Genomic DNA, 22,842 nt, shown 5'->3' on the forward strand with positions numbered 1-22,842 from the left:
CTATTGGCGGCGGCCGGTCGGGTTGCCCGGAGTGGCTTCCTCAGAGTTCGGCAGGCGTACGCCGCCGACCGTGCCAAAGATCTGCTCCCAGAGTCCGAGTTCGCGGCCACGGGTTGGCGTCTCGCGCGCGGCATAATTGATGACTTCGCCATCGTCGACGTCGTATTCGAGCACCTCGTCGACCTTGTCATCCTCGCCAAAGCGGATGGCGGTAACCGACCGCTTGGTGACCTTCGGCTTGAAGAAGGCGACACGTTCCTGAACGTCGGTCATGTAGATCCAGGTCTTGTTGTCGAACACGCTTTCCGTTGACGGGCTGCCCAGCTGGGCGAGCACGGAGGAGCGTGTGTCCTCGTCCGGCTTCATGTCTCGCGGCTGGGCATCGTCTGCCACATAGCCGTGAAAGTCCCGCGACGGCGTGAGGCACGCCGTGAGGGGCAGGATGAGAAGGCCAATGGCCAAAATCGCACGTCGCGACATGGAGAAACTCCTGATAAGGCTTCGCGAAAGACCTAGCGGTTGCAGCCCCCCCTTGGCAACACAGGAGTACATGGTGACGGGATTTTCAATCGGCTGGCTGGCGCGGCGCCGGGCCCGCAAGGCAGCGGCCGGACAGGCCTATGACGGCCTGATGAAAGCCGCACTGGCCCCGGATTTCTATCTCGCGGGAGACGTCACGGACACGTTCGAGGCGCGCGCGCAGATGGTCACCCTCCATGCGGCACTGGTGATCCGGCGGATCAACGCCATTGCCGGGGCCGAATCGGCGAAAATCACCGCCACGCTGAACGGGCGTGTGCTGGACGGGTTCGATGCCGCCTTTCGCGAACAGGGCGTTGGCGATTCCTCGATTGCCCGCAAGGTGCGCAAGCTGGCCGAGGCGCATTACGGGTTGGGCAAGGCCGTATCTGCCGCGCTGGACGATGCCGACCGGGAATCAGCCCTCATCGGCGTTCTGGAACGCAATGGCGTCACGCAAAAGGGAAAGGCGGCCGGGCTGGCAACATATCTGATCCGCCTCGCAGATCGCCTGAAACAACAGCCCGATAGCGAGATACTGGCGGGCAACCCCGCCTGGCAGGACCTGCCAAAAATCCCTTAGCAGGTACAGGCGCAGCGTTGCCAACCCCCCTGACGCGCCGTAAACACCGCCACTCAGGGAACATCTGGTTTCCAAGGCATCTGGAAGGCCCGAATGGCTAAAGGCACAATACTCTCGATTGATGCCATGGGCGGCGATGCCGCGCCGGGCGTGGTGGTCGATGGTGTGGCAAGCCTGCTGGCAGACCGCGCCGATATTGGCATTCTTCTGCATGGCGACGAAGCGGCGCTGGCGCCTCTGGTTGCCGCGCATTCCGGGCTGGCCGGACGGTGCCAGATTGTGCATTCCGACAGCGTTATCACCAGTGACATGAAACCGAGCCAGGCCCTGCGCCGGGGCAAGGGATCGTCCATGTGGAACGCCATCGAAGCGGTCAAGACGGGGCAGGCGGGCGCGGCAGTGTCTGCTGGCAATACAGGCGCGCTGATGGCGATCTCCATGCTGATCCTGCGCAAGATGGAAGGCGTGCACCGCCCGGCCATGTCGGCGCTGTGGCCCACGATGCGCGGACGCACCGTGGTGCTGGATGTCGGTGCCAACCTTGAGGCCGATGCGGCGCAACTGGTGACGTTTGCCATCATGGGCGAAGCCTATGCCCGTGCGGCCCTCGGCATCGAAAAGCCGACCATCGGGATCCTGAACATCGGTTCGGAAGAGATGAAGGGCCATGACGAGGTGCGCGAAGCCCATGAATGGCTGCGCGCGGCCACGCTGGACATTGACTATCGCGGTTTTGTTGAAGGCGACGATATTTCCAAGGGCGCCGTTGATGTCGTCGTGACTGACGGGTTCACCGGCAATGTGGCGTTGAAAGCGGGCGAAGGCGTGGCCCGCATGCTGGGCAACCGGATGCGTGAGGCGTTCATGGCCAGCCTGATGACCAAGCTGGGCGCCGTGTTCGCGTCGAGCGGGCTGAAACAGCTGCGCGCGCAGATGGATCCGAGCAATGTGAATGGCGGCGTCCTGCTGGGCCTGCGCGGGGTGTCAGTCAAAAGTCATGGCAGCACCGATGCGCGTGGATTTGCACAGGCCTGCCAGCTGGCGGCCAACCTGGCAGGCAGCCATTACCGGGACGAGATACTTGCAAACCTGGCCCGCATCAGGGAAGGCGGCATGGCTGCCGAATAGGGCGGCCGGCATGGAAAGGAATTAGATGGCACGTCGCAGTTTCATTCGTGGCACGGGCGGATACCTTCCCGAGAGGGTTCTGACCAATGTCGAGTTGTCGACCATGCTCGACACGTCCGATGAATGGATTCGCGAGCGAACCGGGATCAAGCAGCGCCATGTGGCGGCCGACGGTGAGCTGACATCCGATATTGCGACGGCGGCAGCCCGCAATGCGCTCGATGCAGCGGGGATCAAACCCGAAGACATCGACCTGATCGTGCTGGCCACGACAACGCCGGACCAGACGTTCCCGGCCACGGCGACGGCCGTGCAGGCCAAGCTGGGCACGGGTGCCGGCGCTGCGTTCGACGTTCAGGCCGTATGTTCAGGTTTTCTGTTTGGCCTCGCGACGGCTGACAGCATGCTGAAGCAGGGCCTGTTCAACCGGGCGCTGGTGATTGGCGCGGAGACATTCACACGCATTCTCGACTGGTCTGACCGGGGCACGGCGGTGCTGTTTGGCGATGGCGGCGGCGCGGTGGTCATCGAGGCCGAGGAATGGACCGGCGCGGCCGATGCCGGGATCATCACCCACCATATCCGCACTGACGGCACCAAGTCCGACCTGCTCTATGTCGATGGCGGCGTCAGTTCGACCGGCACGATCGGCCATGTACGCATGGAGGGCAATCGCGTCTTCAAGCATGCGGTGACCAATATTTCCTCGGCGATCCAGGCCGTGCTCGACGAGACGGGCCTGACGGCCGAGGATATCGACTGGTTCGTGCCGCACCAGGCCAACAAGCGCATCCTCGACGGCGTGGCCAAGAAAATCGGAATTCCCGAAGAGAAGGTCGTGATCACGGTGGACGAGCACGCCAACACGTCTGCGGCGTCCATTCCGCTGGCGCTGAACCATGCGGTTCGGTCCGGCCGGGCCAAGAAGGGCGACCTGATCCTGTCTGAAGCGATGGGCGGCGGATTTTCCTGGGGCGCCAGCCTGTTCCGCCTTTAAGGCATAGGCCTCAAATTGATCCACAGTTTTGGGCGCGTTTCGGACAAATCGAAACATCTCAACGAATTAAGCTGACGGTTTCGCTAGGAATCCGTTAAGTTTCATTGGCTATCCATTAACGAAAGGCGAGAGAACCTCATGAGCAACCAGACCCTGACCCGTGCTGAAGTGACTGATGCCATCGTCCGCGAAGTGGGCGTTACCCGTCAGGAATCCTCGGACCTGCTCGACCGGACACTCGACATGATCGGCAGCGCCCTCGAGCATGAAGACGAAGTGAAACTCTCCCGCTTTGGCAATTTCGTTGTGCGGTCAAAATCCGCCCGCGAAGGCCGCAACCCCAAGACAGGCGAAGAAGCCGTGATCGCGCCGCGCCGCGTGGTGACGTTCCGCCCATCCCCCATGCTCAAGTCCCGCGTCGACAAGGGCTGACCCACAAGAAGGATAGCGACATGACTGCCACCCGGAACCGCATCGAGAAATCAGCCACGGCCTTTCGTTCGATTGGCGAGGCGGCCGCCGAACTGGGTCTGGAGACGCATGTCCTGCGCTATTGGGAATCCAAGTTTCCGCGCGACGTCAAACCCGTCAAGCGAAGCGATGGCCGCCGCCTGTTCCGCCCTCAGGACATTGACGCCCTGCGCGCGATCCAGATCCTGGTGCATGAGCGCGGCCTGACGCTGAAAGGCGCCAAATCGCTGCTGGCCGAACAGGGCCTCCAGGCCGTGCTGTCGGGCGCCGCAACACTGGGCCATGGCACGACGGCCGCCAGCCCGGCGCGCGAGCTGCAGCAGACGGTTGCGAAGGCGTTCAATACCGAGATTCCATCCGAAACCGCGCCAGAGCGCCAGGAGCGGCTCGAAGGGGCGCTGGTCGGCCTGACCGATCTGAAGGCCCGGCTCGACGCCATGCGGGTCAGGCGCGCAGCCTAGGCGGCGCTGACAACCTTCGCCGCATAGCAGCCCTGCCGGGCATTGTGCAGGTGGATGAAGCTGACCGTGGGGTCGGCAAAGGCCGCTTCGAGCACAGGCGCCAGTAGTGTTCCCTCCTTGACGTCTGCGGCGAGCATGTTGCCCGAAGCGTCGAACATGCGCACGGAGATCAGGCGCCGCGCGATCACGTCCGGCACGGTACCGGGCGGCGGCGTGTACGGGCTTGCGCCTTCACGGACATAGATGGCGTGGCTGGACCGGTAAGGCGTATCGGCGGGCAGGTGCTCATGGTTCAGCAGGATGACGGTTTCTCCCACTTCGGCATCGGCGAGACTGACCCGGCAGGGATAGCCGGGGTGCGCATCGACCATCACGCGCCGGGCCCGGCGGGCGGCGAGTTCCTGATCGCTGAGGCTGAAGAGCGGGATAAAGGGGGCTGCGGGCAGCGGCACTATCTGGAAGGTCATGTCTGTCTCCATCGGGATGGGAGACAGGGTGCCTGTTGCAGCCGGGGCAAGCCACCTGAAACCTGCGGTGACCAAAAGCGGCATTCACTTGTTGCGGAAGGCCGGTGGCTTGGCTACAAGCCGCCAGAGTCGGAGCGTGGCGCAGCCCGGTAGCGCACTCGCCTGGGGGGCGAGGGGTCGTAGGTTCGAATCCTATCGCTCCGACCATTTTTCGCGTTGTCCGGCCCGGACACATAGGTAACAGTATGTACCGGAGAGATGGGTTACACTTTTGCTCCGAACGGGTTGTCGATTGTCTGCAGGGTTCTCTGCTCGAGGTCAACGTATCCGAGGTCATAGTGCATGAAGGAGACGAGCCATATGCCGCCGCCTGACGCCTGCCATTGCACGATGTGCCGGAAGCATTCCGGCCACTACTTTGCCTCGACGGATGTGCCGAGGAATCGCCTGACAGTTCATGGTGAGGACAAGGTCAGCTGGTACCAGTCGTCCGAAAAGGTGAGACGCGGTTTTTGCGCCACCTGCGGCTCGTCACTGTTCTTTGATCCGCCCCACCGTGACTGGATCGGCGTTGCCATGGGTGCATTCGACACGCCGACGCAGACACGTCTCCACATTCATATCTTCGTCGCTTACAAGGGCGACTATTACGACATCGCCGACGGCCTGCCCCAGCACGAAGGCTGAGACAGGCCCGGCATCTTACCTATTTCTTCTCCAGATCCAGTTCGTCCGTCTTGCCGACGGCGGCGAGGGCGAAGGCGTATTCGATCGCGGTTTCCTTCAGGCCCTCAAAGCGGCCGGAGGCGCCGCCATGGCCGGCTTCCATGTTGATGCGCAGGAAGTAGGGGCCGCCTTCGGGGGCCTCGTGGCGCAGCTTGGCTGCCCATTTGCTGGGCTCCCAATAGGTGACACGCGGATCGGACAGGCCGCCGGTGATCAGCATGGCCGGATAGGGCTGGCGGGTGACGTTGTCATACGGGCTGTAGGACGCGATCATGTCATAATCAGTCTCGCTGGTGAGCGGATTGCCCCATTCGGGCCATTCCGGCGGTGTCAGCGGCAGGCTCTCATCCGACATCGTGTTGACGACATCGACGAAGGGCACAGCCGCGATGATGCCCGCGAAGAGTTCCGGGTCCATGTTCGCCGCGGCGCCCATCAGCAGGCCACCGGCCGATCCGCCATGGCCGACCAGCTTGCCCCTCGACGAATAGCCCTGATCGACGAGGAACTGGCCGGCGGCAATATAGTCCTTGAACGTATTGGTCTTCTTCTCGAGCTTGCCGTCGAGATACCATTGATAGCCCTTGGCCATTGAGCCGCGCGGGTGGACGATGGCGTACACGAAGCCGCGATCGACGAGGCTGAGGCGGCCGGTGCGGAAGTCTGCCGGGATGGTGATGCCGTATGAGCCATAGCCGTAGAGCAGGAGTGGGGCAGACCCGTCGACGGGCGTATCCTTGCGCCGCAGCACCGTGACCGGCACAAGCGCGCCATCCCATGACGGCGCCATCACGCGTTCCGAGACATAATCGTCCGGATTGTGGCCGGAGGGCACTTCGCGTGTCTTGCGCAGGGTGCGCTCGCGCGTGGTGAGGTCATAGTCGATGACCTGGTCCGGCGTGGTGGGCGAGGCGTAATCGAAACGCAGGATGGGTGTGTTAAAATCATAGCCGCTGTCGAGGCCGAGATCATAGGCGGCTTCATCGAAGCTGATTTGGTGCTCTGCCCCGTCGGCGCGGGCCCGCACGACGATGCGTGGCAGGCCGTTCTCGCGCTCCATGCGGGCGAGATAGTCTTTCTGGGGCTGCATGCCGAGCAGGAGCGTGCCGGGACGGTGCGGGATGACCTCTTCCCACTGGTCGCGGGAGGTGGCCTCCATCGGCGCCTTCATGATCTTGAAGTCGACCGCGCCATCAAGATTGGTGGAGATATAGAACTGGCCGTCCCAATGGACGACGGAATATTCATTGTCGGTCTGGCGCGGCGCCACCGTGCGCAGGTTGGGGTTCAGTTCACTGGCCTTGAACCAGTGGATTTCCGATGTCGTGTGGCCGGAGGCATTGATGAAGATCACCTCTTCGCTGGCGCTCTTGTCGATGCCGACGAAAAAGCCCGGGTCTTTCTCTTCATAGAGCAGCGTGTCTTCGCCGGTGGCAAGGTTGCGCTGGTAGACGGCGTCCGGGCGGGCATTCTCGTCGCGATGCACCCATACGATGGCCTGTCCGTTGGCGGACCATTCGAAGCTGCCATAGGCATTGTCGATCACGGCGGCGGTTTCAGTGCCGGATTCAATGTCCTGGATATGGATCTTGTAGAATTCGCTGCCCTGGGTATCGACCGAATAGGCAACCAGCTTGTGGTCGGGGCTGGTGTCGATGCCGCCGAAGGAGAAATACTCCTTGTCCTTGCCCATCGCATCACCGTCCAGGAGGATGGTTTCGGTTGCTTCGGGATTGAAGGCGTCAACCGCCGGCCGGCGGGCAATGATCGGATACTCGCCGCCCTGCCGGTAGCGGGTGTAATAGGCCCACGGGCCATCGATTTCCGGGACGGTGCTGTCGTCTTCCTTGATGCGGCCGCGCATCTCCTTGAACAGTTCGTCGCGCAGCGCCGTTGTCGGCTCTTCCAGCACGGCCTTGGTGTAGGCGTTCTCGGCCTCCAGATAGGTGCGGATGTCGGCGCGCAGCACGGTTGGATCGCGCATGACTTCCTGCCAGTTATCATCCTTCATCCAGTTATAGGGATCATTGCGGGTGCGGTTCACCTGCGTGATCTCGTGGTCAATGCGCTCAGCGACCGGAGGCTGGGGCGCGGGCGTTGCGGCCGGTGTTTCAGCCACGGTCTCGGTAGGCTTGGTATCTGTCATGGTGCATCCGGTCAGAAGGGCAGCCGTGGCTGCGCTGGCGAGAAGAATTGAAAGGCGCATGCGGCCGGCTCCTGTCATGTTGAGGCGTTGAATTCGGGTGGAGTGGATCAGGCGCGCCTGCGCCTGTCCAGACCTATTCGGCTGGCTGGAAGTCCAGAACCACACCGTTGATGCACCAGCGCTCGCCGGTCGGCGGCGGGCCGTCCTTGAAGACGTGGCCCTGATGCAGGCCGCAGATGGCGCAGTGGCATTCTGTGCGGGGGATGATCATCTTGAAGTCTGTCTTGGTGGCGACGACGCCTTCGGAGGCGGGCTGCCAGTAGCTCGGCCAGCCGGTGCCGCTGTCAAACTTGTGCTCGGACGACCAGAGCACGGTGTCGCAGCCCTTGCAGTGATAGTTGCCCTTGCGCTTCTCGCCCTCGTAATTGCCGGGGGTGAAAGCGCGTTCGGTGCCTTCCTTCACGCCGACGCGGAATTCCTCATCCGTGAGGACGTCACGCCATTCGCGGTCTGAACGCTGGATTTTGGTGCCTGTGGCAGACATGGGAGCCTCCTGTGCCGGGTTTGTCCTCTATATAGGCCGTCCTGCTGATACCGCCAACGATGGTGGCCATCCTTTGCCAGCCAGGCCGGGAGCAATGATTGGCGTATGCCTGACATGAAAATGGGAAGCCCGGCTGGCCTCCCATTCCTGCCCCTCCAGATGGGGCAAATCATTCAGCGGGGCCTGCCGGTCAGCCGTAGAGAACCGTGATCGATTCGGCGACGAGGGCCGGGCGTTCCTGGCCTTCGATTTCGACCGTGCTTTCCATGATCATCTGCTTGCCGCCCGACTTTTCGGTGACGGACTTGCAGTTTTGGCGAAGGCGGACCTTGGAACCGACCGGCACCATGTTGGTGAAGCGGACCTTGTCAGAGCCATAATTGATGCCGCGCGTCACGCCCGAGACGTTGAGCACTTCGGAGCCGAGCATGGGCAGGAGCGAGAGCGTGAGGAAGCCGTGCGCGATGGGGCCGCCCATGGCCTTGGTGGCCCGCTCGACGTCGACATGGATCCACTGGTGGTCGCCGGTGGCCTCGGCAAACATGTTGACGCGGTCTTGGTCGATTGTGTGCCAGTCGGACACGCCGACTTCAGTGCCTGCAAGGGATTCAAGGTCGGCAAACGCGACTTTTTTCGGATTGGCCATGGGGATTTCCTCCAGAGTTTCTGCTGGCGCTAGTTCTGGCGCGGGCAGGCCATTCCGGCAAGGTTTACCAAGCGTCAATTCGCTGGACCTAGGGCTGATTCTCGCAAATACTGCATGAATGGGCTGAAATGGGAGACGCACATGACTGATCCGAACCAGATTTCCGTTGATCCGAACACCAGGGGCAACGCCAACCTGATCTATATTCTCTACCTCGTCGGCATCGTGGTCGGCATCACGCCGATCGTCGGCGTCATCATGGCCTATCTGGGCAAGGGCAAGGGCGATGCCGTGCTGGAGAGCCATTACAACAACCAGATCAACATTTTCTGGAAGGGCCTGCTTTACAGCGTGATCGGCGTTGTGCTGACGGCCGTTCTGATCGGTGTGCTGATCCTGCTCGCTGCGCTGGTCTGGTACATCATCCGCTGCGTCAAGGGCATGCAGGCGCTGTCCGCTGGCCAGGCAATCGAGAATCCGGGCAGCTGGTTGTTCTGATCCGGTATCACTGGACGTCACGCATTGAACAGCCGCTCCTTCCGGGGCGGCTGTTTTCACTTCGGCGCCCTGTTCAGACGATGCGGCTCTGGGAATTGCCCCAGTACTTGTCACGGATCAGGCGCTTGTAGAGCTTGCCAGTCGGATGGCGCGGCAATTCCGGGTCGAAGTCGATGCTCCTGGGGCATTTGATCTTCGACAGGTTGGCCTGGCAGAACGCCATCAGTTCGGCGGCGAGTTCCGGCGAATGAGCCTGGCCGGGCATCGGCTGGACCACGGCCTTCACGGCCTCGCCGAATTCCTCGTCCGGCACGCCGATCACTGCGCAGTCGGCGACTTTCGGATGGGTGATGAGGATGTTCTCGCATTCCTGCGGATAGATGTTCACGCCGCCGGAAATGATCATGAACGCCTTGCGGTCTGTCAGGTAGAGGAAGCCGTCCTCGTCCAGCTTGCCGACATCGCCCAGCGATGACCAGTCGGCGTGCTTCGCGTGGAGGGCACCTTTGGTCTTGTCGGGATCATTGTGATAGGTCGGCGGCACCGTGCCGCTGAAATAGACCTGGCCCTCTTCGCCGACCGGCACTTCATTGCCTTCCTCGTCGCAGATATGGACCACGCCGTGTACGGGCCTGCCCACTGTGCCCTTGTGGGTCATCCAGTCGGCGGACTTGACCCAGGTCATCCCGTTGCCTTCGGAGCCGGCATAATACTCGTCGATGATGGGCCCCCACCATTCGATCATCTGCTGCTTGACCGGGATCGGGCACGGCGCGGCGGCGTGGATGGCGAATTGCAGGCTGGAGACGTCATACTTCTCGCGCACCTCCGGCGGGAGCTTCAGCATCTTCACGAACATGGTCGGGACAAGTTGGGAATGCGTCACCTTGTATTTCTCGACAAGCTGGAGGTAAGCCTCCGGATCGAACTTCTCCATGATGACGAGTGACGCGCCGAGCTTCGTCATTGACATGCTCCAGCGCAGCGGCGCGGCATGATAGAGGGGAGCAGGTGACAGGTAGACGGAATCCTCCGTGACGCCGGCAAGGCCGCGGCAGATCTGCACGAGCACGTTGTCGGCGTCGATGGGCAGGCCTCGCTCCAGCGGCGGGCGGATGCCCTTGGGTCGGCCGGTCGTTCCGGATGAATAGAGCATGTCGGTGCCAGCCATCTCGTCCGGGATTGGCATGACGGGAAATTTGCTCCGCAGCGTTTCCAGCGGCGTGAAGCCCGCAATATCACCGTCAATCGACCAGTAGGCGTCAAGCTTGGTGACGGCCTTCACGTCCTTTGCGACGGCGGATTTGTGGGCATCCGCGATCAGCAGCTTCGAGCCGGAATCCTCGACGATGTATTGCACTTCCGGCGTGGTCAGGCGCGACGAGATGCAGACGTAATACAGGCCCGAACGCTGGGCGGCCCAGCAGATCTCGAAGTACCGCGCCGAGTTTTCGGCAAACAGGGCGATCGTATCGCCAGGCTGGCATCCGGCTTCGCGCAGCGCATGGGCGATCTGGTTGGAGCGTTCGTCGAGCTGGCGGAAGGTGACGACCTCGCCGCTGCCAGCCATGGTGTAGGCGGGGTGGTCAGGCCGGGTCCTGGCGTGATGGAAGGGGTGCATCTGCGTTTCGCTCCGTTGGACTGGCGGCGCCGTTCACGGCGCCTGCCGGATGGTTTGGCCAAACTTATCCGACCTGCATCCTGCGTCCACTGCCGACGCAAGGGAAACCTCAGAAGCGGCGCAGCCAGTAGTGCATCAGGTGCGATACGGGCGGGCCGCCCTCGCTTTCGGGCCAGTCGAACGTGCAGGTCGTGTCCGGCAGCAGGTTGTAGCCGCGCTTGGTCCAGAATGCGTCCAGCGGGCGATAGGCGGGCGGGCGCTGGGGGTGGCCAGGCGGGCGGTCGACGGCGCAAAAGCAGGCGGATGTGTAGCCACGGGAGATGGCGTGGGCTTCACGGGCGTCGAAGAAGGCGTGGCCGAGCCCCCGTCCTCGATAGGCCGGCAGCAGGACAGACTCGCCGAAATAAAATGTCGAGGCGAGGTTGAAGCCGGCCTTGCGTAGCGGATCGGCAAATTCTGCGTGATGGCTGGTCAGGGCCGACCCGGTGGCGCATCCGACAATGTTGCCATGGTCTGTCTCGGCCACCACGATGAACGCATCCAGTGCGGTGCCAAAGCTGCGCAGATAGTCCTGTTCGTAGTCTTCGGTCCCAGCATAGAGATAGGGGAAGCTGCGGAAGACATTGATGCGCAGGCGGGCAAGGGCAGGCAGGGCCTGTTCCATGTCCGCACCTGTCAATGACTGCACGATCATGTGACCTGTCGGATCCATTCCTGGAGATTGTAATAGGTGGTCACCCGCGTGATTTCGTCATCGCTGATCTCGAAGAAGGCGCCTGCGGGCAGGCGGTATTCCTGGCCGTTGGCTGGCGGAAGCCCATCATCGGTTTTTTTGTAGACGCCGTTGACGATGAATTCGGCAGCCGCGCGGCTGCCATCCGGCGAAACCATGATGGCGAGACCGGTGAGGGTCTCGTCGTAGCATTCGTCCATGTGCGCGATGAAGGCCGCAAACTTTTCCTTCCCGCCGCGCCGCCCGCCCTCATTGACATCATGGCTGAGATTGTCGCTGACGCAGGCCAGCATGCCGTCCCAGTCCTTGGCGTTGAAGGCGGAATAATAGCGGGCGATCAGGTCGGACGGGCTCATGCTGCATGCGTTCCTGCTGGTGGAAGGCCGGGCGTGCCAGCCTGTTCCGGATGGTGTGCGACATAGATGGCCTTGAGTTCGGCAGAGCGGTTATGCCGGCCATCCGGGCTCCACCCGGGCGCGTTGATCGCGCGCCGGATCCAGCGGTCAGGCCGCAGGCCGTCACGGGTGCAGTCGCGCAGCAGGCCGCCGAATTCATGGAAGGCGATGATGAACGGGTTGAACGTGCCGAGGGGCTTGACGATACCGTAGACCGGCTTGTCGGTTTCGAGTTCCGACACGAACGTTCCGAACATCTTGTCCCACGTGATGAAGACACCGGCATAATTGGAATCGAGATAGCGCGGGTTGATCCCATGATGCACGCGGTGATGGCTCGGCGTGTTGAACACCGCCTCGAACCAGCGTGGCATCCGGTCGATGGCTTCGGTATGGATCCAGAACTGGTAGATCAGGTTCAGGCCGCCGACGAAGAAGATCATGTAGGGATGGAAGCCGATCAGCACCATGGGCACGCCTAGCAGGATCAGCCCGGTGAACGGCCCGTACCAGGGCTGGCGCAGGGCTGTGGTGAGATTGTAGTGCGTGCTGGAATGATGGGTGACATGTTCCATCCAGAACCAGCGCATGCGGTGGGCCAGCCTGTGCTTCCAGTAATAGGTGAAGTCATACAGGACGAAGGCCAGCAGAACGCTCCACCAGGTGAACGGAATGCCTTCGAAGCCCCAGCCGGAAATCGCCGAGATGGACAGGTGGTAGGGCCAGGCCAGCATCATCAGCCAGATCGTGACCATGCCTGTCAGCGTGTTGACGACGACGCTGCCGGTGCCCATGGCCAGGGAGGCCAGGGCGTCCCGGGTCTCGTAGTTGCCCTTCGCGTGTCCCGTCCGGACCGCCCACCATTCCCATATGACGGAAATGAGGAAGACGGGCGCAGCAAGCGTTGTCGGCTGTATGGTTGCGAGCCATTCAGGCATTATTTCGGCTCGGCGATGATGGCGCCGCCCTGCTTGTAGACGTGGCCATCCTTCATGATGAAGTTGACGTTTTCGAGAAGGGAAATGTCCTTGAGCGGATCACCGGTGACGGCGACAAGGTCCGCCGCGCAACCGACATCGAGACAGCCGAGCAGGCCAGCCTTGCCAAGCGCCTCGGCGGAGGTTGCCGTGGCGGCCGTGATCGCCTGAATCGGCGTCATGCCGAACTGGACCATGCGCGAGAACTGGTTCGGATTGTCGCCATGCGGATAGACGCCTGAGTCTGACCCGAAGACCATTTTCACGCCGGCCTTGTGGGCCGCCGTGAAGCTGTCGCGCTGGATTTTCGAGATCGATTTTTCCTTCTCCAGCGATTCAGCCAACACGCCATTCTTCTCGCCTTCGGCCAGCGTGTATTCGGTGTTGTAGATGTCCATGGAGAAATAGACGCCGCGTTCCTTTGCCAGTTCGATTGTATCAGCGTCCAGGATGCTGGCATGCTCGACCGTGTCGACACCGGCCAGGATGGCGTTGCGGATGCCGACCGTGCCATGGGCGTGGCTTGCCACTTTCAGACCGCGGGCGTGGGCTTCCTCGACTGCCGCCGTCAGCTCTTCCAGCGTGCCCTGCGCGGCGCCGAGGCTGGTGCCCTTGGAGAAGACGCCGCCCGTTGAGCAGGTCTTGATCAGGTCGACACCATACTTGATGTTCTCGCGCACCTTGGCGCGCATTTCCCAGGGGCCATTGGCCACGCCTTCCCCTTCGAGCCGGTATTCGGACGGAAGCAGGTTGATGTCCGAACAATGCCCGCCGGTAATGCCGACAGGCGGGCCGGAAACGAACATGCGCGGGCCGGGCACCTCGCCGTCGTTGATGGCATCCCGCAGGGCCACGTCGCCATAGCTTTCAGCGCCGACATTGCGAACGGTCGTGAAGCCGGCCAGCAGTGTCCTGCGCGCATTCTTGACGCCGGTGATGGCCATGCGCTCGTCGGACAGGCCGAGCGATTCGTAAGGGCCGGTTTCCGCGTCGCCGGTCAGGTGTGTGTGCATGTCGATAAAGCCGGGCATGACTGTTTCGCCGCCAAGATCGATCACCGTCGCGCCTTTGGGCACCTTCGTCGCACGCTGGGTGCCTGCGGCAATGACTTTGCCCGCGTCGATGACGAGTGCGGCGTCCTTCGACACCTTGCCCGTGACCGGATCAATAAGCGTTCCTGCCTTTACATAGACAGGGTCTGCGTGCGCTGCAGCGCTAATGGCGATGGCGGCGGCGCCAAGGAGGAGTCGGGAAAATGTCATGAAGGTACTCTGTTCAGCTGTGATTTGGCGCAACTATCAGGATGAAATCACCAGCCGGTCAAGCCGGGGGCTGGTTTCCCCTGCGGCGCGCTTGACCTTAGCTGACGGGCGGGCAGTGTGGGGCCAACGATTGCCCCAAGGGAGATACGACATGGCACAGCCGAAAAAGTTTGAGCAGATTATCCTGGATATCGAGGACGGCATTGCCATCCTGACGCTCAACCGCCCCGAAAAGATGAACGCCTTTACCGGCAAGATGATGTACGAACTGATCGAGGCGTTCGACATTACCGACGCGGATGACAGTGTGCGCGCCGTGATTGTGACGGGCGCAGGCGACCGCGCCTTCTGTGCCGGGGCAGACCTGTCTGAGGGCGCCAAGACGTTCGATTATGATGCCCGCGCCACGTCCGGCGAGGAAGGCCGCTCGGCTGATGTTGACATCCAGCGGGATGGCGGCGGGCGTGTGACGCTGCGCATCTTCGACAGCCTCAAGCCCGTTATCGGCGCAATCAATGGCGCCGCCGTGGGTATCGGCGTGACCATGCAGCTGCCAATGGATATCCGCATCGCATCGGACAATGCGCGCTTCGGCTTTGTGTTCAACCGAAGGGGCATCAACCCGGAAGCGGCGTCCAGCTGGTTCCTGCCGCGCCTCGTCGGCATCCAGCAGGCGCTGGCCTGGTGCTATTCCGGCCGCGTCTTCCCGGCGTCCGAAGCCCTGTCCGGCGGCCTTGTCCTGTCGGTGCATCCGCAGGCCGAATTGCTGGACGTCGCCAAGGCGATGGCCCGCGAGATCGCCGACAATACGGCGGCCGTCTCCACCTCGCTCACGCGCCAGATGATGTGGCGCATGCTGGGCGCCAGCCACCCGATGGAGGCGCACATCGTGGACTCGGCTGCCATTTATTCACGCGGCAAGACACCGGACGCCAAGGAAGGCGTGATGAGCTTCCTCGAGAAGCGCAAGCCGGAATACCCGGTGAAAGTGTCCGACGGCATGCCGAACTTCTTCCCATGGTGGGAAGATCCGGAATTCACCTGGATTGGCGGCAACGACTAGACCGCCATGACGCCAGACCTTCAACACGTCGAGACCAACGGTATCCGGCTGCGCGTGGCGACGGCGGGCGACGGCCCGCTGGTCATTCTCGTGCACGGCTTTCCCGAAAGCTGGTATTCCTGGCGTCACCAGATCAAGGCGCTGTCGGAGGCCGGCTACCGTGTCGCGGCGCCGGACGTGCGCGGTTATGGCGGCTCGGACCGGCCCCATCCGGTCGAGGCCTATGACATGGAAAGCCTGACCGGCGACATTGCCGGTCTCGCCCATGCCCTGTCGCCCGGCGAGAAGGCCGTCGTGGTCGGCCATGACTGGGGCTCGCCCATCGCCTGGAATACGGCCCGGCTCCATGCCGACACGTTACGCGCCGTGGCCGGCCTGTCGGTGCCCTATATTCCGCCGAACGAGGTTGTGTTCATCGATGCCGTGCGGGCCTTCTTCACTGCGCGCGGCCTGTTCTTTTACCAGGTCTATTTCCAGGATGAGGGCCCGCCCGAGGCCGAGCTGGAAAGCGATCCGGCAGCAACCATCCGCAAATTCTACTATGCGATTTCAGGCGACGCGCCGGAGGGCACCTGGCCGACCGACAAGAAGCATGGCGATACGCTGCTGCACCGCCTGCCGGAGCCGCCGATGCCGCTGCCCTGGCTGTCAGCTGAGGATGTTGCCTATTATGACGCCCAGTTCCGCCAGTCGGGCTTTCGCGGGCCGCTCAACCGCTATCGCAACTGGCACCGCGACCATGCCTTTCTCACCACTCATCCGGCGCCCATGACCATTGCCCAGCCTTCACTCTATATTGGCGGCACGAAAGACCTTGTGCTGAAGATGTCACCCGGTGACATGCTGGCCGCGATGAAGGAAAACCTGTCTGACCTGCGCGGCGCGACCCTGCTGGAAGGCTGCGGCCACTGGACCCAGCAGGAGCGCCCGGATGAGGTCAACGCCCTGCTGCTCGACTGGCTCGGCGGTCTCTAGTCCCCTGCACAATCTGAAAGGCTCACGCATGTCGATCTGGCGGCAAACGAATATCGACCTCGACCAAATCACTGCGGCCCAGCAGGGCACGATGGGCGGCGTCCTCGGCATCTCGCTGGTCAGTATTGGAGAAGATACACTGACGGCCCGTATGCCGGTCGATGCCCGCACCCTCCAGCCGCATGGACGCCTGCATGGCGGCGCCTCCGTCGCGCTGGCCGAGACAGTCGGCTCGATCGCGGCCAACCTTGCCCTCGATTCGAATGAGAGCGTCGGCGTCGGCCTCGAGATCAACGCCAATCATGTCCGGCCGGTAAAGGACGGGTATGTCTATGCGACAGCGAAAGCCGAGGCGCTGGGCCGCACGACCCAGGTCTGGACCATCCGGATCACCGATGAGGCCGACCGCCTCGTCTGCCTGTGCCGGTTTACCGTCGCCGTCATCCCGGCCCAGCGGGCCCGGCCAAGCTAGCCCGGCCTACCTACCAGAGGCCGTGCTTCTGCACCTCTGCGCGCCCGACAACCATGTGGTGGACTTCATCCGGGCCGTCAGCATAGCGGAGATGGCGCATGTCGGCATACATGCCGGCCAGCGGAAACCATTGCGACATGCCCGCGGCGCCGTGCATCTGCATCGCCTGGTCTATGATCAGGCACACTTTCTCAGGCACCATGGCCTTAACTGCGCTGACATAGATGCGGGCTTCCTTGTTGCCGAGCACGTCCATCGCCTTGGCGGCCTGCAGGACGGCCAGGCGCATCGCATTGATCTCGATCCGTGCGCGCGAGATGACTTCGAGATTCTTGCCGAGCTTTGCGATCTTCTGGCCGAAGGCGGTGCGCGTTCCGGCTCGCTTGACCATCATTTCCAGAGCCAGTTCGGCCTTGCCGATGGAGCGCATGCAGTGATGGATGCGGCCCGGGCCAAGGCGGACCTGCGAAATCTCGAAGCCGCGCCCTTCACCCAGCAGGATATTGTCCTTGGGTACGCGCACATCGGTGAATTTCAGGTGCATGTGCCCGATGGGCGCGTGGTCTTCGCCCATGACTTCCATGGCGCCAAGGATCTTCACGCCGGGCGTGTCCATCGGCACCAGGATCTGTGACTGCTGCTTGCTGACCGGGGCATCCGGGCTGGTCTTGACCATCACGATCATGATCTTGCAGCGCGGGTTGCCGGCGCCGGAAATATAGAATTTCTCGCCATTGATGACCCATTCATCCCCTTCGAGGACTGCTGTCGTGCTGATATTCTTGGCATCGGAGGAGGCGACGTTCGGCTCTGTCATGGCATAGGCCGACCGGATTTCACCGGCGAGCAGCGGCTTCAGCCATTGCTCCTTTTGCGCCGGCGTGCCGACCCGTTCCAGCACTTCCATATTGCCGGTGTCGGGCGCGTTGCAGTTCATCGTCTCGGAACCGTAGGGATGCTTGCCCAGCTCGGCGGCAATATAGGCATAGTCGAGGTTTGACAGGCCTTCGCCCGTTTCGGCATCCGGCAGGAAGAAGTTCCAGAGGCCCGCTTCCTTCGCCTTGGTCTTGGCCGCTTCCATCAGCTCAAGCTGGCGCGGGTGCCACGTCCAGCGATCCTCCTTCTCGGCATTCAGCGCCTCGAACTCGTCGCGCCACGGGGCGACGTTCTCTTCGAGGTGCTTGATCACACGGGCGAGAAGCGGCTTGGCCTTTTCCGACATGCTGAGTTCGAAGAGTTCACTGTTGAGGTCCGTCATGCGCTTCCATCCTGCTTTTTCTCGATTTCACTGGCCTCACCATGCGGGCTTTTGCGGAGGCATGCAATCTTGTTGGCCGTGGCTCGAGGTCTCCCGCGGCGGCCTGAAAACCTGAAGCGGGAGATCGCCGCACGCCTATTCGCTGGTGTCTTCCAGGTGGCGGCTGCGTTCGAGGTCGCCGAAGCGGGTGATGTTGGCATCGAAGGCGAGGTCGACCTTGCCGATGGGGCCGTGGCGCTGCTTGCCGATAATGACTTCCGCAATGCCGTAGATCTGGTCCATGCGGGCGCGCCACTGGGTCCATTTCTCGTTTGAGGACGGATCATTCGGGTCAGCGCCGGGCTCGGACCGCGCGAGATAGTATTCCTCCCGGTAAACGAACATGACGACATCGGCGTCCTGCTCGATCGACCCGGATTCGCGCAGGTCAGACAGTTGCGGGCGTTTGTCGTCGCGCTGTTCGACGGCACGGCTAAGCTGGGACAGGGCGAGGATGGGAACGTTGAGATCCTTGGCCAGCGCCTTGAGCGCTGTGGTGATCTGGGTGACTTCCTGCACACGGTTGGCATTCGAGTTGCCATTGGTGACCGTAATCAGCTGCAGGTAGTCGATGACGATCAGGTCGAGGCCGACCGAACGCTGCAGGCGGCGGGCACGGGCCGCGAGCTGGCTGATCGAGATGCCCCCGGTATCGTCGATATAGAGCGGCAGGTTCTGCAATTCTTCCGTCGCCTCGCGCAGGCGCTCGAAGTCGGACTTGTCGAGATCGCCCTGCCGGATGCGGTGCGTGGTAATGCCCGTGCGCTCGGCGAGGATACGCGTCGCGAGCTGTTCGTTCGACATTTCGAGCGAGAAGAAGCCGACAACGGCGCCTTCGATGGTCTTCTTCGAACCATCGTCCTGCACCTCGGCCCGGTAGGCCGCGGCGGCATTGTAGGCAATATTGGTGGCGAGCGAGGTTTTACCCATCGACGGACGGCCGGCGAGGATAAGAAGGTCGGAGCGGTGAAAGCCGCCAAGCTTTTCGTCGAGGTCGCGCAGCATGGTCGGAATGCCGGCAATCTTGCCTTCGCGCTTGAACGCGGCCTCGGCCATTTTCAGGGATTCGGTCAGCGCCTCGGAAAAGCTGGTAAAGCCCCGGCCCGTGGCGCCGCGTTCGGCAAGGTCAAACAGCTGGCGTTCGGCCAGTTCGATCTGGCGTTCGCCGCTCTCGTCCGGGCCGGGCGTCAGGGCGCGGCCCTTAAGTTCGCTGCCAATGTCGACCAGCGCACGGCGCATCGCTAGGTCGCGGATCATGTGGGCATAGTCGGACACTTCCGGACCGAACGCTGCGCTGTCGAGCAATTGCTCCAGATAGCGGGCGCCGCCGATCTCGGTCAGCTTTTCCGCCTTCTCGAAATGCTCGCGCAGGGTCACGCCGTCGGCGACGCGGCCTTGCTGGATCATCGTCGCGGCAACGTCGTACAGCTCCTGGTGCGCGGGGGCGTAGAAGTCCGACGGGCGCAGGATATCTGCGATGCGCTGGTAGGCATTATTGTCGAACAGGATGGCGCCCAGCACGGCGGCCTCGGCCGACAGGTTGTTCGGGGCGATGATGTTCGGTGCGGGGGAATGATCGTCGAGAGGCATTGGTTAATCCTACTTCAAATGCTCCCCCGATGCGCCCCTCAACTGACAGCAGGCCGGATCGAGTCACAAAAAAAGCCGCAGCTGTGGATAGCTGCGGCTTTCTGGTCTGGAATGCCCTTGCGGGCAGGGCCTATTCGTCGTCGGAACCGCCGATCATGTCGGAGAGTTCAGCCGCAGCCTCTTTCATCTCGCTGGCCTGTTCGTCAGCAAATGCGGCATTGGCTTCGTGCAGCGCGGCAACGATGTCCTCGCCCTTGGCCTGACGCTCGGCTTCTTCCGTCGAACGGGCCACGTTGGCCTGTACGGTGACGGTGACTTCCGCGTGGAGGCGAACGGCAACGTCATACAGACCGATCGACTTGATCGGCTTGTCGAGACGCACGCCGCTGACAGGGAACTTGGAGCCTGCAGCGAGCGCGGCTTCGGCGATGTCGCGTGCGGTGACCGAACCATAGAGCTGGCCGGTATCGCCAGCCTGGCGGATCAGCGTGAAGGACTGGCCTTCCAGCTTTTCAGCTTCGGTCTCGGCAGCGGCACGTGCCGATGCGTTGCGCTGTTCAATGACTTCACGCTCAGCTTCGAACCGCGCGCGGTTCTTGTCATTTGCGAGAAGGGCCTTGCCCTGCGGGATGAGGAAGTTGCGTGCGAAGCCGTTCTTCACGGAGACTTCGTCTCCGATCTTTCCAAGGCGTTCGACGCGTTCAAGAAGGATCACTTGCATGTCGGTGTCTCCTACTTCACTTCAAACGGAAGCAGGGCCAGCATGCGGGCGCGTTTGATCGCCTGGGCAAGCTTGCGCTGGTTCTTGAGGTTGACGGCCGTGATGCGGCTGGGCACGATTTTCCCTTTTTCAGAGATATAGCGCTGCAGCAGTTTCACGTCCTTGTAATCGATATCCTGGGCGTGTTCACCGGTAAACGGGTCCACCTTGCGGCGGCGGCCGAATGGACGGCGGGCAGGAATGTTCGTGATGTTCAGTTTCTGAGCCATGTTTCCTGTCCTCTCTAGTCGCGACGGCGTTCTTTGCGCGACAGGACGGCCGAAAGCTCGTCACTGTGCGACTCGACGCGGATCGTCATGTAGCGCATCACATCGTCGGAAATGCGCAGGCGGCGTTCCAGTTCGTGGACCGCATTGGCCGGGCCGTCGATGTTGAGGAGCGAATAGTGCCCCTTGCGCTGTTTCTTGATCGGATAGGCAAGGTTGCGCAGGCCCCAGTACTCGGTACGGTCGACAGTTGCGCCTTTTTCCTTGAGGAAGCCGGTCAGTTCTTCGACAAAAGTGTCGACCTGTGCCGGCGAAATGTCAGGTCGCGTGATCACGACGTGCTCATATAGTGCCATGTTTTTATTCCCAAAAATGAGGCATGCGGCGCAAGACAGCGGGAAACTGACTGGCGATGGCCCCTCTTCGTCCGGCTCATTCCGGGCTAATGAGGACCGCATCCCTGCGAGTGAAGGCGCGTCTTAAGCCTATATTGGTGCGGATTTCAAGCGCTTGCACACATTGGCGAGCCCGATTAGGCACGACAAAAATCTGGAGGAAATCGCGATGACAGGACTGGCGTTCATCTTTCCCGGCCAAGGCAGCCAGGAAATCGGCATGGGCAAGGCCCTCACCGACGCGTTTCCGGCCGCCAGGGCCGTGTTCGACGAAGTCGATGCGGCTCTCGATCAGAACCTCTCGAAACTGATGTGGGAGGGCGATCTTGCCGAACTGACGATGACGGCGAACACGCAGCCCGCCCTGATGGCTCACAGCGTTGCCGCGATGCGCGCGCTCGAAGCGGCGTTTGGTGTTTCCGCGTCTGACGCATTGTTTGTGGCCGGGCATTCGCTGGGCGAGTATTCGGCGCTGGCATCGGCCGGGGCGATCAGCCTGGCCGACACGGCACGCCTGCTGCGCATCCGCGGCAACGCCATGCAGGGGGCGGTGGCTGCCGGTGAAGGCGCCATGGCGGCCCTGCTGGGCGCGGACCTTGCGCAGGCCGAAGCCGCCTGCGAGGCGGGTCGCGCGACAGGCGGGGTCTGTGAAATTGCCAATGACAACGCACCCGGCCAACTCGTTCTGTCCGGCTCAAAGGCTGCGATTGATGCGGCGTGCGAGCATGCCAGGGCAAATGGCGTGAAGAAGGCCATGGCGCTCAATGTATCTGCGCCTTTCCATTGCTCGCTGATGCAGCCTGCGGCCGACGCAATGGCCGCCGCGCTGGCGGATGTGACGATACATGCGCCGGTGGTTCCTGTTGTCGCCAATATTTCCGCCACGCCGACCTCTGATCCGGGCACGATCCGCCAGAACCTGGTCGATCAGGTGACAGGACGTGTGCGCTGGACCGAAAGCGTGCAGTTCATGGTGGCCAGGGGCGTCACGGCAACGGCGGAAGCCGGTGCAGGCAAGGTGCTGACGGTCATGCAGCGCCGAATCGAAAAATCATTGAATGGCTTCACACTCGGAACACCCGAGGATCTCGAAGCCTTCGCAGCCTTTATCAAGGGAGAAGCCCATGTTTGATCTCACCGGCCGCACGGCCCTGGTTACCGGCGCATCGGGCGGCATAGGCCGCGCGATCGCCACAGCGCTCTCGGAGGCCGGTGCGAAGGTCGCGCTGTCCGGTACGCGCGAGAGCGTGCTGGAGGAGGTGGCTGCCACGCTGAAGGGCGAGAGCGCCATCGTGACCTGCAACCTGTCTGACGCGGAGGCCGTGGACGGCCTGGTGGGCCGGGCCGAGGCTGCCATCGGGCCGCTGGACATACTGGTTGCGAATGCGGGCATCACCCGGGACAAGCTGTTGATCCAGATGAAGGATGAGGACTGGAACGACGTGCTGCAGGTGAACCTCGGCAGTTATTTCCGCCTCACCAAGAGCGCGGTCCGGGGCATGATGAAGCGCCGCTACGGCCGCATCATCGGAATCACCTCGATCGTTGGCGTAACCGGCAATCCGGGCCAGACAAATTATTGCGCGTCCAAGGCCGGCATGATCGGTTTCACCAAATCCATCGCGCAGGAAGTCGCCAGCCGCGGCATTACCGCGAACACGATTGCACCCGGTTTCATCGAATCACCCATGACGGACGGGCTGCCCGAGGCACAGAAGGAAGCGCTTCTGGGAGGCATCCCGGCAGGCCGTCTGGGGCAGGGTGGAGACATCGCCGCAGCCGCAGTATACCTTGCATCCAGCGAAGCCTCCTACGTGACGGGGCAAACGCTGCATGTTAATGGCGGTATGGCAATGATCTGATTTCGCTACAGTAACCATTGCGACTAG

Annotated in this window: 27 protein-coding genes and 1 tRNA gene; 13 read left to right on the top strand and 15 right to left on the bottom strand. The window is 62.3% G+C overall.

The annotated features are described in order from the left end of the window. Positions 1 to 480: an outer membrane protein assembly factor BamE gene (gene bamE, locus VR74_RS15005; protein ID WP_045698182.1), complete on the bottom strand. Its 480-nt coding sequence runs from the start codon at positions 478 to 480 to the stop codon at positions 1 to 3. 73 nt (positions 481 to 553) lie between these two features. Here bamE and VR74_RS21160 point away from each other — a divergent pair, with 73 nt between their 5' ends. From VR74_RS21160 to VR74_RS15030, 5 genes are all read left to right on the top strand, one after another. Next, entirely contained in the window at positions 554 to 1,102 is a 549-nt protein-coding gene (locus VR74_RS21160; protein ID WP_299950763.1) for a ubiquinol-cytochrome C chaperone family protein, read from the top strand. Between the two features lie 93 nt (positions 1,103 to 1,195). Continuing rightward, on the top strand, positions 1,196 to 2,230 hold the full coding sequence (gene plsX, locus VR74_RS15015; protein WP_299950766.1) for a phosphate acyltransferase PlsX: 1,035 nt from the start codon (positions 1,196 to 1,198) through the stop codon (positions 2,228 to 2,230). 25 nt (positions 2,231 to 2,255) lie between these two features. Then, positions 2,256 to 3,227 (top strand): beta-ketoacyl-ACP synthase III, encoded by a 972-nt coding sequence (locus VR74_RS15020; RefSeq protein WP_045698184.1) that lies wholly within the window; start codon positions 2,256 to 2,258, stop codon positions 3,225 to 3,227. Positions 3,228 to 3,365: 138 nt separating this feature from the next. Next, complete coding sequence (locus tag VR74_RS15025) at positions 3,366 to 3,659, top strand: integration host factor subunit alpha (protein WP_045698186.1); 294 nt, start codon at positions 3,366 to 3,368, stop codon at positions 3,657 to 3,659. A 20-nt stretch (positions 3,660 to 3,679) separates the two neighbouring features. Further along, the gene (locus VR74_RS15030; protein ID WP_045698188.1) at positions 3,680 to 4,159 is read left to right on the top strand and encodes a MerR family transcriptional regulator; all 480 of its coding nucleotides are present in this window, start codon (positions 3,680 to 3,682) and stop codon (positions 4,157 to 4,159) included. On the opposite strand, the gene VR74_RS15035 is transcribed toward VR74_RS15030, so the two are convergent. Further along, positions 4,156 to 4,626 (bottom strand): DUF1203 domain-containing protein, encoded by a 471-nt coding sequence (locus VR74_RS15035; protein WP_045698246.1) that lies wholly within the window; start codon positions 4,624 to 4,626, stop codon positions 4,156 to 4,158. The genes VR74_RS15030 and VR74_RS15035 overlap by 4 nt on opposite strands. Positions 4,627 to 4,756: 130 nt before the next feature. Here VR74_RS15035 and VR74_RS15040 point away from each other — a divergent pair. After that, positions 4,757 to 4,833, top strand: a tRNA-Pro gene (locus VR74_RS15040). 153 nt (positions 4,834 to 4,986) lie between these two features. Continuing rightward, complete coding sequence (locus VR74_RS15045) at positions 4,987 to 5,313, top strand: GFA family protein (protein WP_299950769.1); 327 nt, start codon at positions 4,987 to 4,989, stop codon at positions 5,311 to 5,313. 19 nt (positions 5,314 to 5,332) lie between these two features. On the opposite strand, the gene VR74_RS15050 is transcribed toward VR74_RS15045, so the two are convergent. From VR74_RS15050 to VR74_RS15060, 3 genes are all read right to left on the bottom strand, one after another. Further along, positions 5,333 to 7,558, bottom strand: coding sequence for a S9 family peptidase (locus tag VR74_RS15050; RefSeq protein ID WP_045698247.1), 2,226 nt, complete (start codon positions 7,556 to 7,558; stop codon positions 5,333 to 5,335). 73 nt (positions 7,559 to 7,631) lie between these two features. Then, a complete protein-coding gene (msrB, locus tag VR74_RS15055) occupies positions 7,632 to 8,042 on the bottom strand; it encodes a peptide-methionine (R)-S-oxide reductase MsrB (RefSeq protein WP_045698191.1) in 411 nt (136 codons plus the stop codon). Positions 8,043 to 8,232: 190 nt separating this feature from the next. Then, complete coding sequence (locus tag VR74_RS15060; protein WP_045698192.1) at positions 8,233 to 8,688, bottom strand: MaoC family dehydratase; 456 nt, start codon at positions 8,686 to 8,688, stop codon at positions 8,233 to 8,235. Positions 8,689 to 8,829: 141 nt separating this feature from the next. Here VR74_RS15060 and VR74_RS15065 point away from each other — a divergent pair, with 141 nt between their 5' ends. Beyond that, positions 8,830 to 9,186, top strand: a complete 357-nt coding sequence (locus tag VR74_RS15065; protein WP_045698248.1) for a DUF4870 domain-containing protein — start codon at positions 8,830 to 8,832, stop codon at positions 9,184 to 9,186. Between the two features lie 73 nt (positions 9,187 to 9,259). On the opposite strand, the gene VR74_RS15070 is transcribed toward VR74_RS15065, so the two are convergent. The 5 genes from VR74_RS15070 to VR74_RS15090 all read right to left on the bottom strand — a co-directional run bounded on the left by VR74_RS15070 (position 9,260) and on the right by VR74_RS15090 (position 14,174). Continuing rightward, positions 9,260 to 10,807, bottom strand: a complete 1,548-nt coding sequence (locus VR74_RS15070) for an acyl-CoA synthetase (protein WP_045698193.1) — start codon at positions 10,805 to 10,807, stop codon at positions 9,260 to 9,262. Positions 10,808 to 10,916: 109 nt separating this feature from the next. Next, entirely contained in the window at positions 10,917 to 11,471 is a 555-nt protein-coding gene (locus tag VR74_RS15075; protein ID WP_299950772.1) for a GNAT family N-acetyltransferase, read from the bottom strand. A gap of 26 nt (positions 11,472 to 11,497) precedes the next feature. Next, entirely contained in the window at positions 11,498 to 11,896 is a 399-nt protein-coding gene (locus VR74_RS15080) for a ketosteroid isomerase-related protein (protein WP_045698196.1), read from the bottom strand. After that, positions 11,893 to 12,873, bottom strand: a complete 981-nt coding sequence (locus tag VR74_RS15085; protein ID WP_045698198.1) for a sterol desaturase family protein — start codon at positions 12,871 to 12,873, stop codon at positions 11,893 to 11,895. The genes VR74_RS15080 and VR74_RS15085 overlap by 4 nt, the downstream gene beginning before the upstream one ends. Then, complete coding sequence (locus tag VR74_RS15090; RefSeq protein ID WP_045698200.1) at positions 12,873 to 14,174, bottom strand: amidohydrolase family protein; 1,302 nt, start codon at positions 14,172 to 14,174, stop codon at positions 12,873 to 12,875. The genes VR74_RS15085 and VR74_RS15090 overlap by 1 nt, the downstream gene beginning before the upstream one ends. 151 nt (positions 14,175 to 14,325) lie before the next feature. Here VR74_RS15090 and VR74_RS15095 point away from each other — a divergent pair, with 151 nt between their 5' ends. Genes VR74_RS15095 through VR74_RS15105 form a run of 3 tightly spaced genes read left to right on the top strand, consistent with a single transcriptional unit; the run spans position 14,326 to position 16,684 of the window. Then, entirely contained in the window at positions 14,326 to 15,237 is a 912-nt protein-coding gene (locus VR74_RS15095) for a crotonase/enoyl-CoA hydratase family protein (RefSeq protein ID WP_045698201.1), read from the top strand. A 6-nt stretch (positions 15,238 to 15,243) separates the two neighbouring features. Next, complete coding sequence (locus VR74_RS15100) at positions 15,244 to 16,212, top strand: alpha/beta hydrolase (protein ID WP_045698203.1); 969 nt, start codon at positions 15,244 to 15,246, stop codon at positions 16,210 to 16,212. A gap of 28 nt (positions 16,213 to 16,240) precedes the next feature. Next, positions 16,241 to 16,684 (top strand): hotdog fold thioesterase, encoded by a 444-nt coding sequence (locus VR74_RS15105; RefSeq protein WP_045698204.1) that lies wholly within the window; start codon positions 16,241 to 16,243, stop codon positions 16,682 to 16,684. A 10-nt stretch (positions 16,685 to 16,694) separates the two neighbouring features. On the opposite strand, the gene VR74_RS15110 is transcribed toward VR74_RS15105, so the two are convergent. The 5 genes from VR74_RS15110 to rpsF all read right to left on the bottom strand — a co-directional run bounded on the left by VR74_RS15110 (position 16,695) and on the right by rpsF (position 20,914). Further along, complete coding sequence (locus VR74_RS15110; RefSeq protein WP_045698206.1) at positions 16,695 to 17,942, bottom strand: acyl-CoA dehydrogenase family protein; 1,248 nt, start codon at positions 17,940 to 17,942, stop codon at positions 16,695 to 16,697. A 135-nt stretch (positions 17,943 to 18,077) separates the two neighbouring features. Continuing rightward, the gene (locus tag VR74_RS15115; protein WP_045698208.1) at positions 18,078 to 19,571 is read right to left on the bottom strand and encodes a replicative DNA helicase; all 1,494 of its coding nucleotides are present in this window, start codon (positions 19,569 to 19,571) and stop codon (positions 18,078 to 18,080) included. A gap of 130 nt (positions 19,572 to 19,701) precedes the next feature. Continuing rightward, positions 19,702 to 20,292, bottom strand: coding sequence for a 50S ribosomal protein L9 (rplI, locus tag VR74_RS15120; protein ID WP_045698210.1), 591 nt, complete (start codon positions 20,290 to 20,292; stop codon positions 19,702 to 19,704). 11 nt (positions 20,293 to 20,303) lie between these two features. Then, positions 20,304 to 20,561 (bottom strand): 30S ribosomal protein S18, encoded by a 258-nt coding sequence (gene rpsR / locus VR74_RS15125; RefSeq protein WP_045698212.1) that lies wholly within the window; start codon positions 20,559 to 20,561, stop codon positions 20,304 to 20,306. A gap of 14 nt (positions 20,562 to 20,575) precedes the next feature. Beyond that, positions 20,576 to 20,914: a 30S ribosomal protein S6 gene (gene rpsF / locus VR74_RS15130; RefSeq protein ID WP_045698214.1), complete on the bottom strand. Its 339-nt coding sequence runs from the start codon at positions 20,912 to 20,914 to the stop codon at positions 20,576 to 20,578. 208 nt (positions 20,915 to 21,122) lie between these two features. Here rpsF and fabD point away from each other — a divergent pair, with 208 nt between their 5' ends. Together fabD and fabG are read left to right on the top strand one after the other, a co-directional pair. Then, complete coding sequence (gene fabD, locus VR74_RS15135) at positions 21,123 to 22,085, top strand: ACP S-malonyltransferase (RefSeq protein ID WP_045698216.1); 963 nt, start codon at positions 21,123 to 21,125, stop codon at positions 22,083 to 22,085. Further along, positions 22,078 to 22,815, top strand: a complete 738-nt coding sequence (fabG, locus tag VR74_RS15140; protein WP_045698218.1) for a 3-oxoacyl-[acyl-carrier-protein] reductase — start codon at positions 22,078 to 22,080, stop codon at positions 22,813 to 22,815. Before fabD ends, fabG begins: the two co-directional genes overlap by 8 nt. Positions 22,816 to 22,842 lie beyond the last annotated feature (27 nt).

Origin of the sequence: Hyphomonas sp. BRH_c22 (genome assembly GCF_000961795.1) — a bacterium.
Lineage (GTDB): Bacteria > Pseudomonadota > Alphaproteobacteria > Caulobacterales > Hyphomonadaceae > Hyphomonas.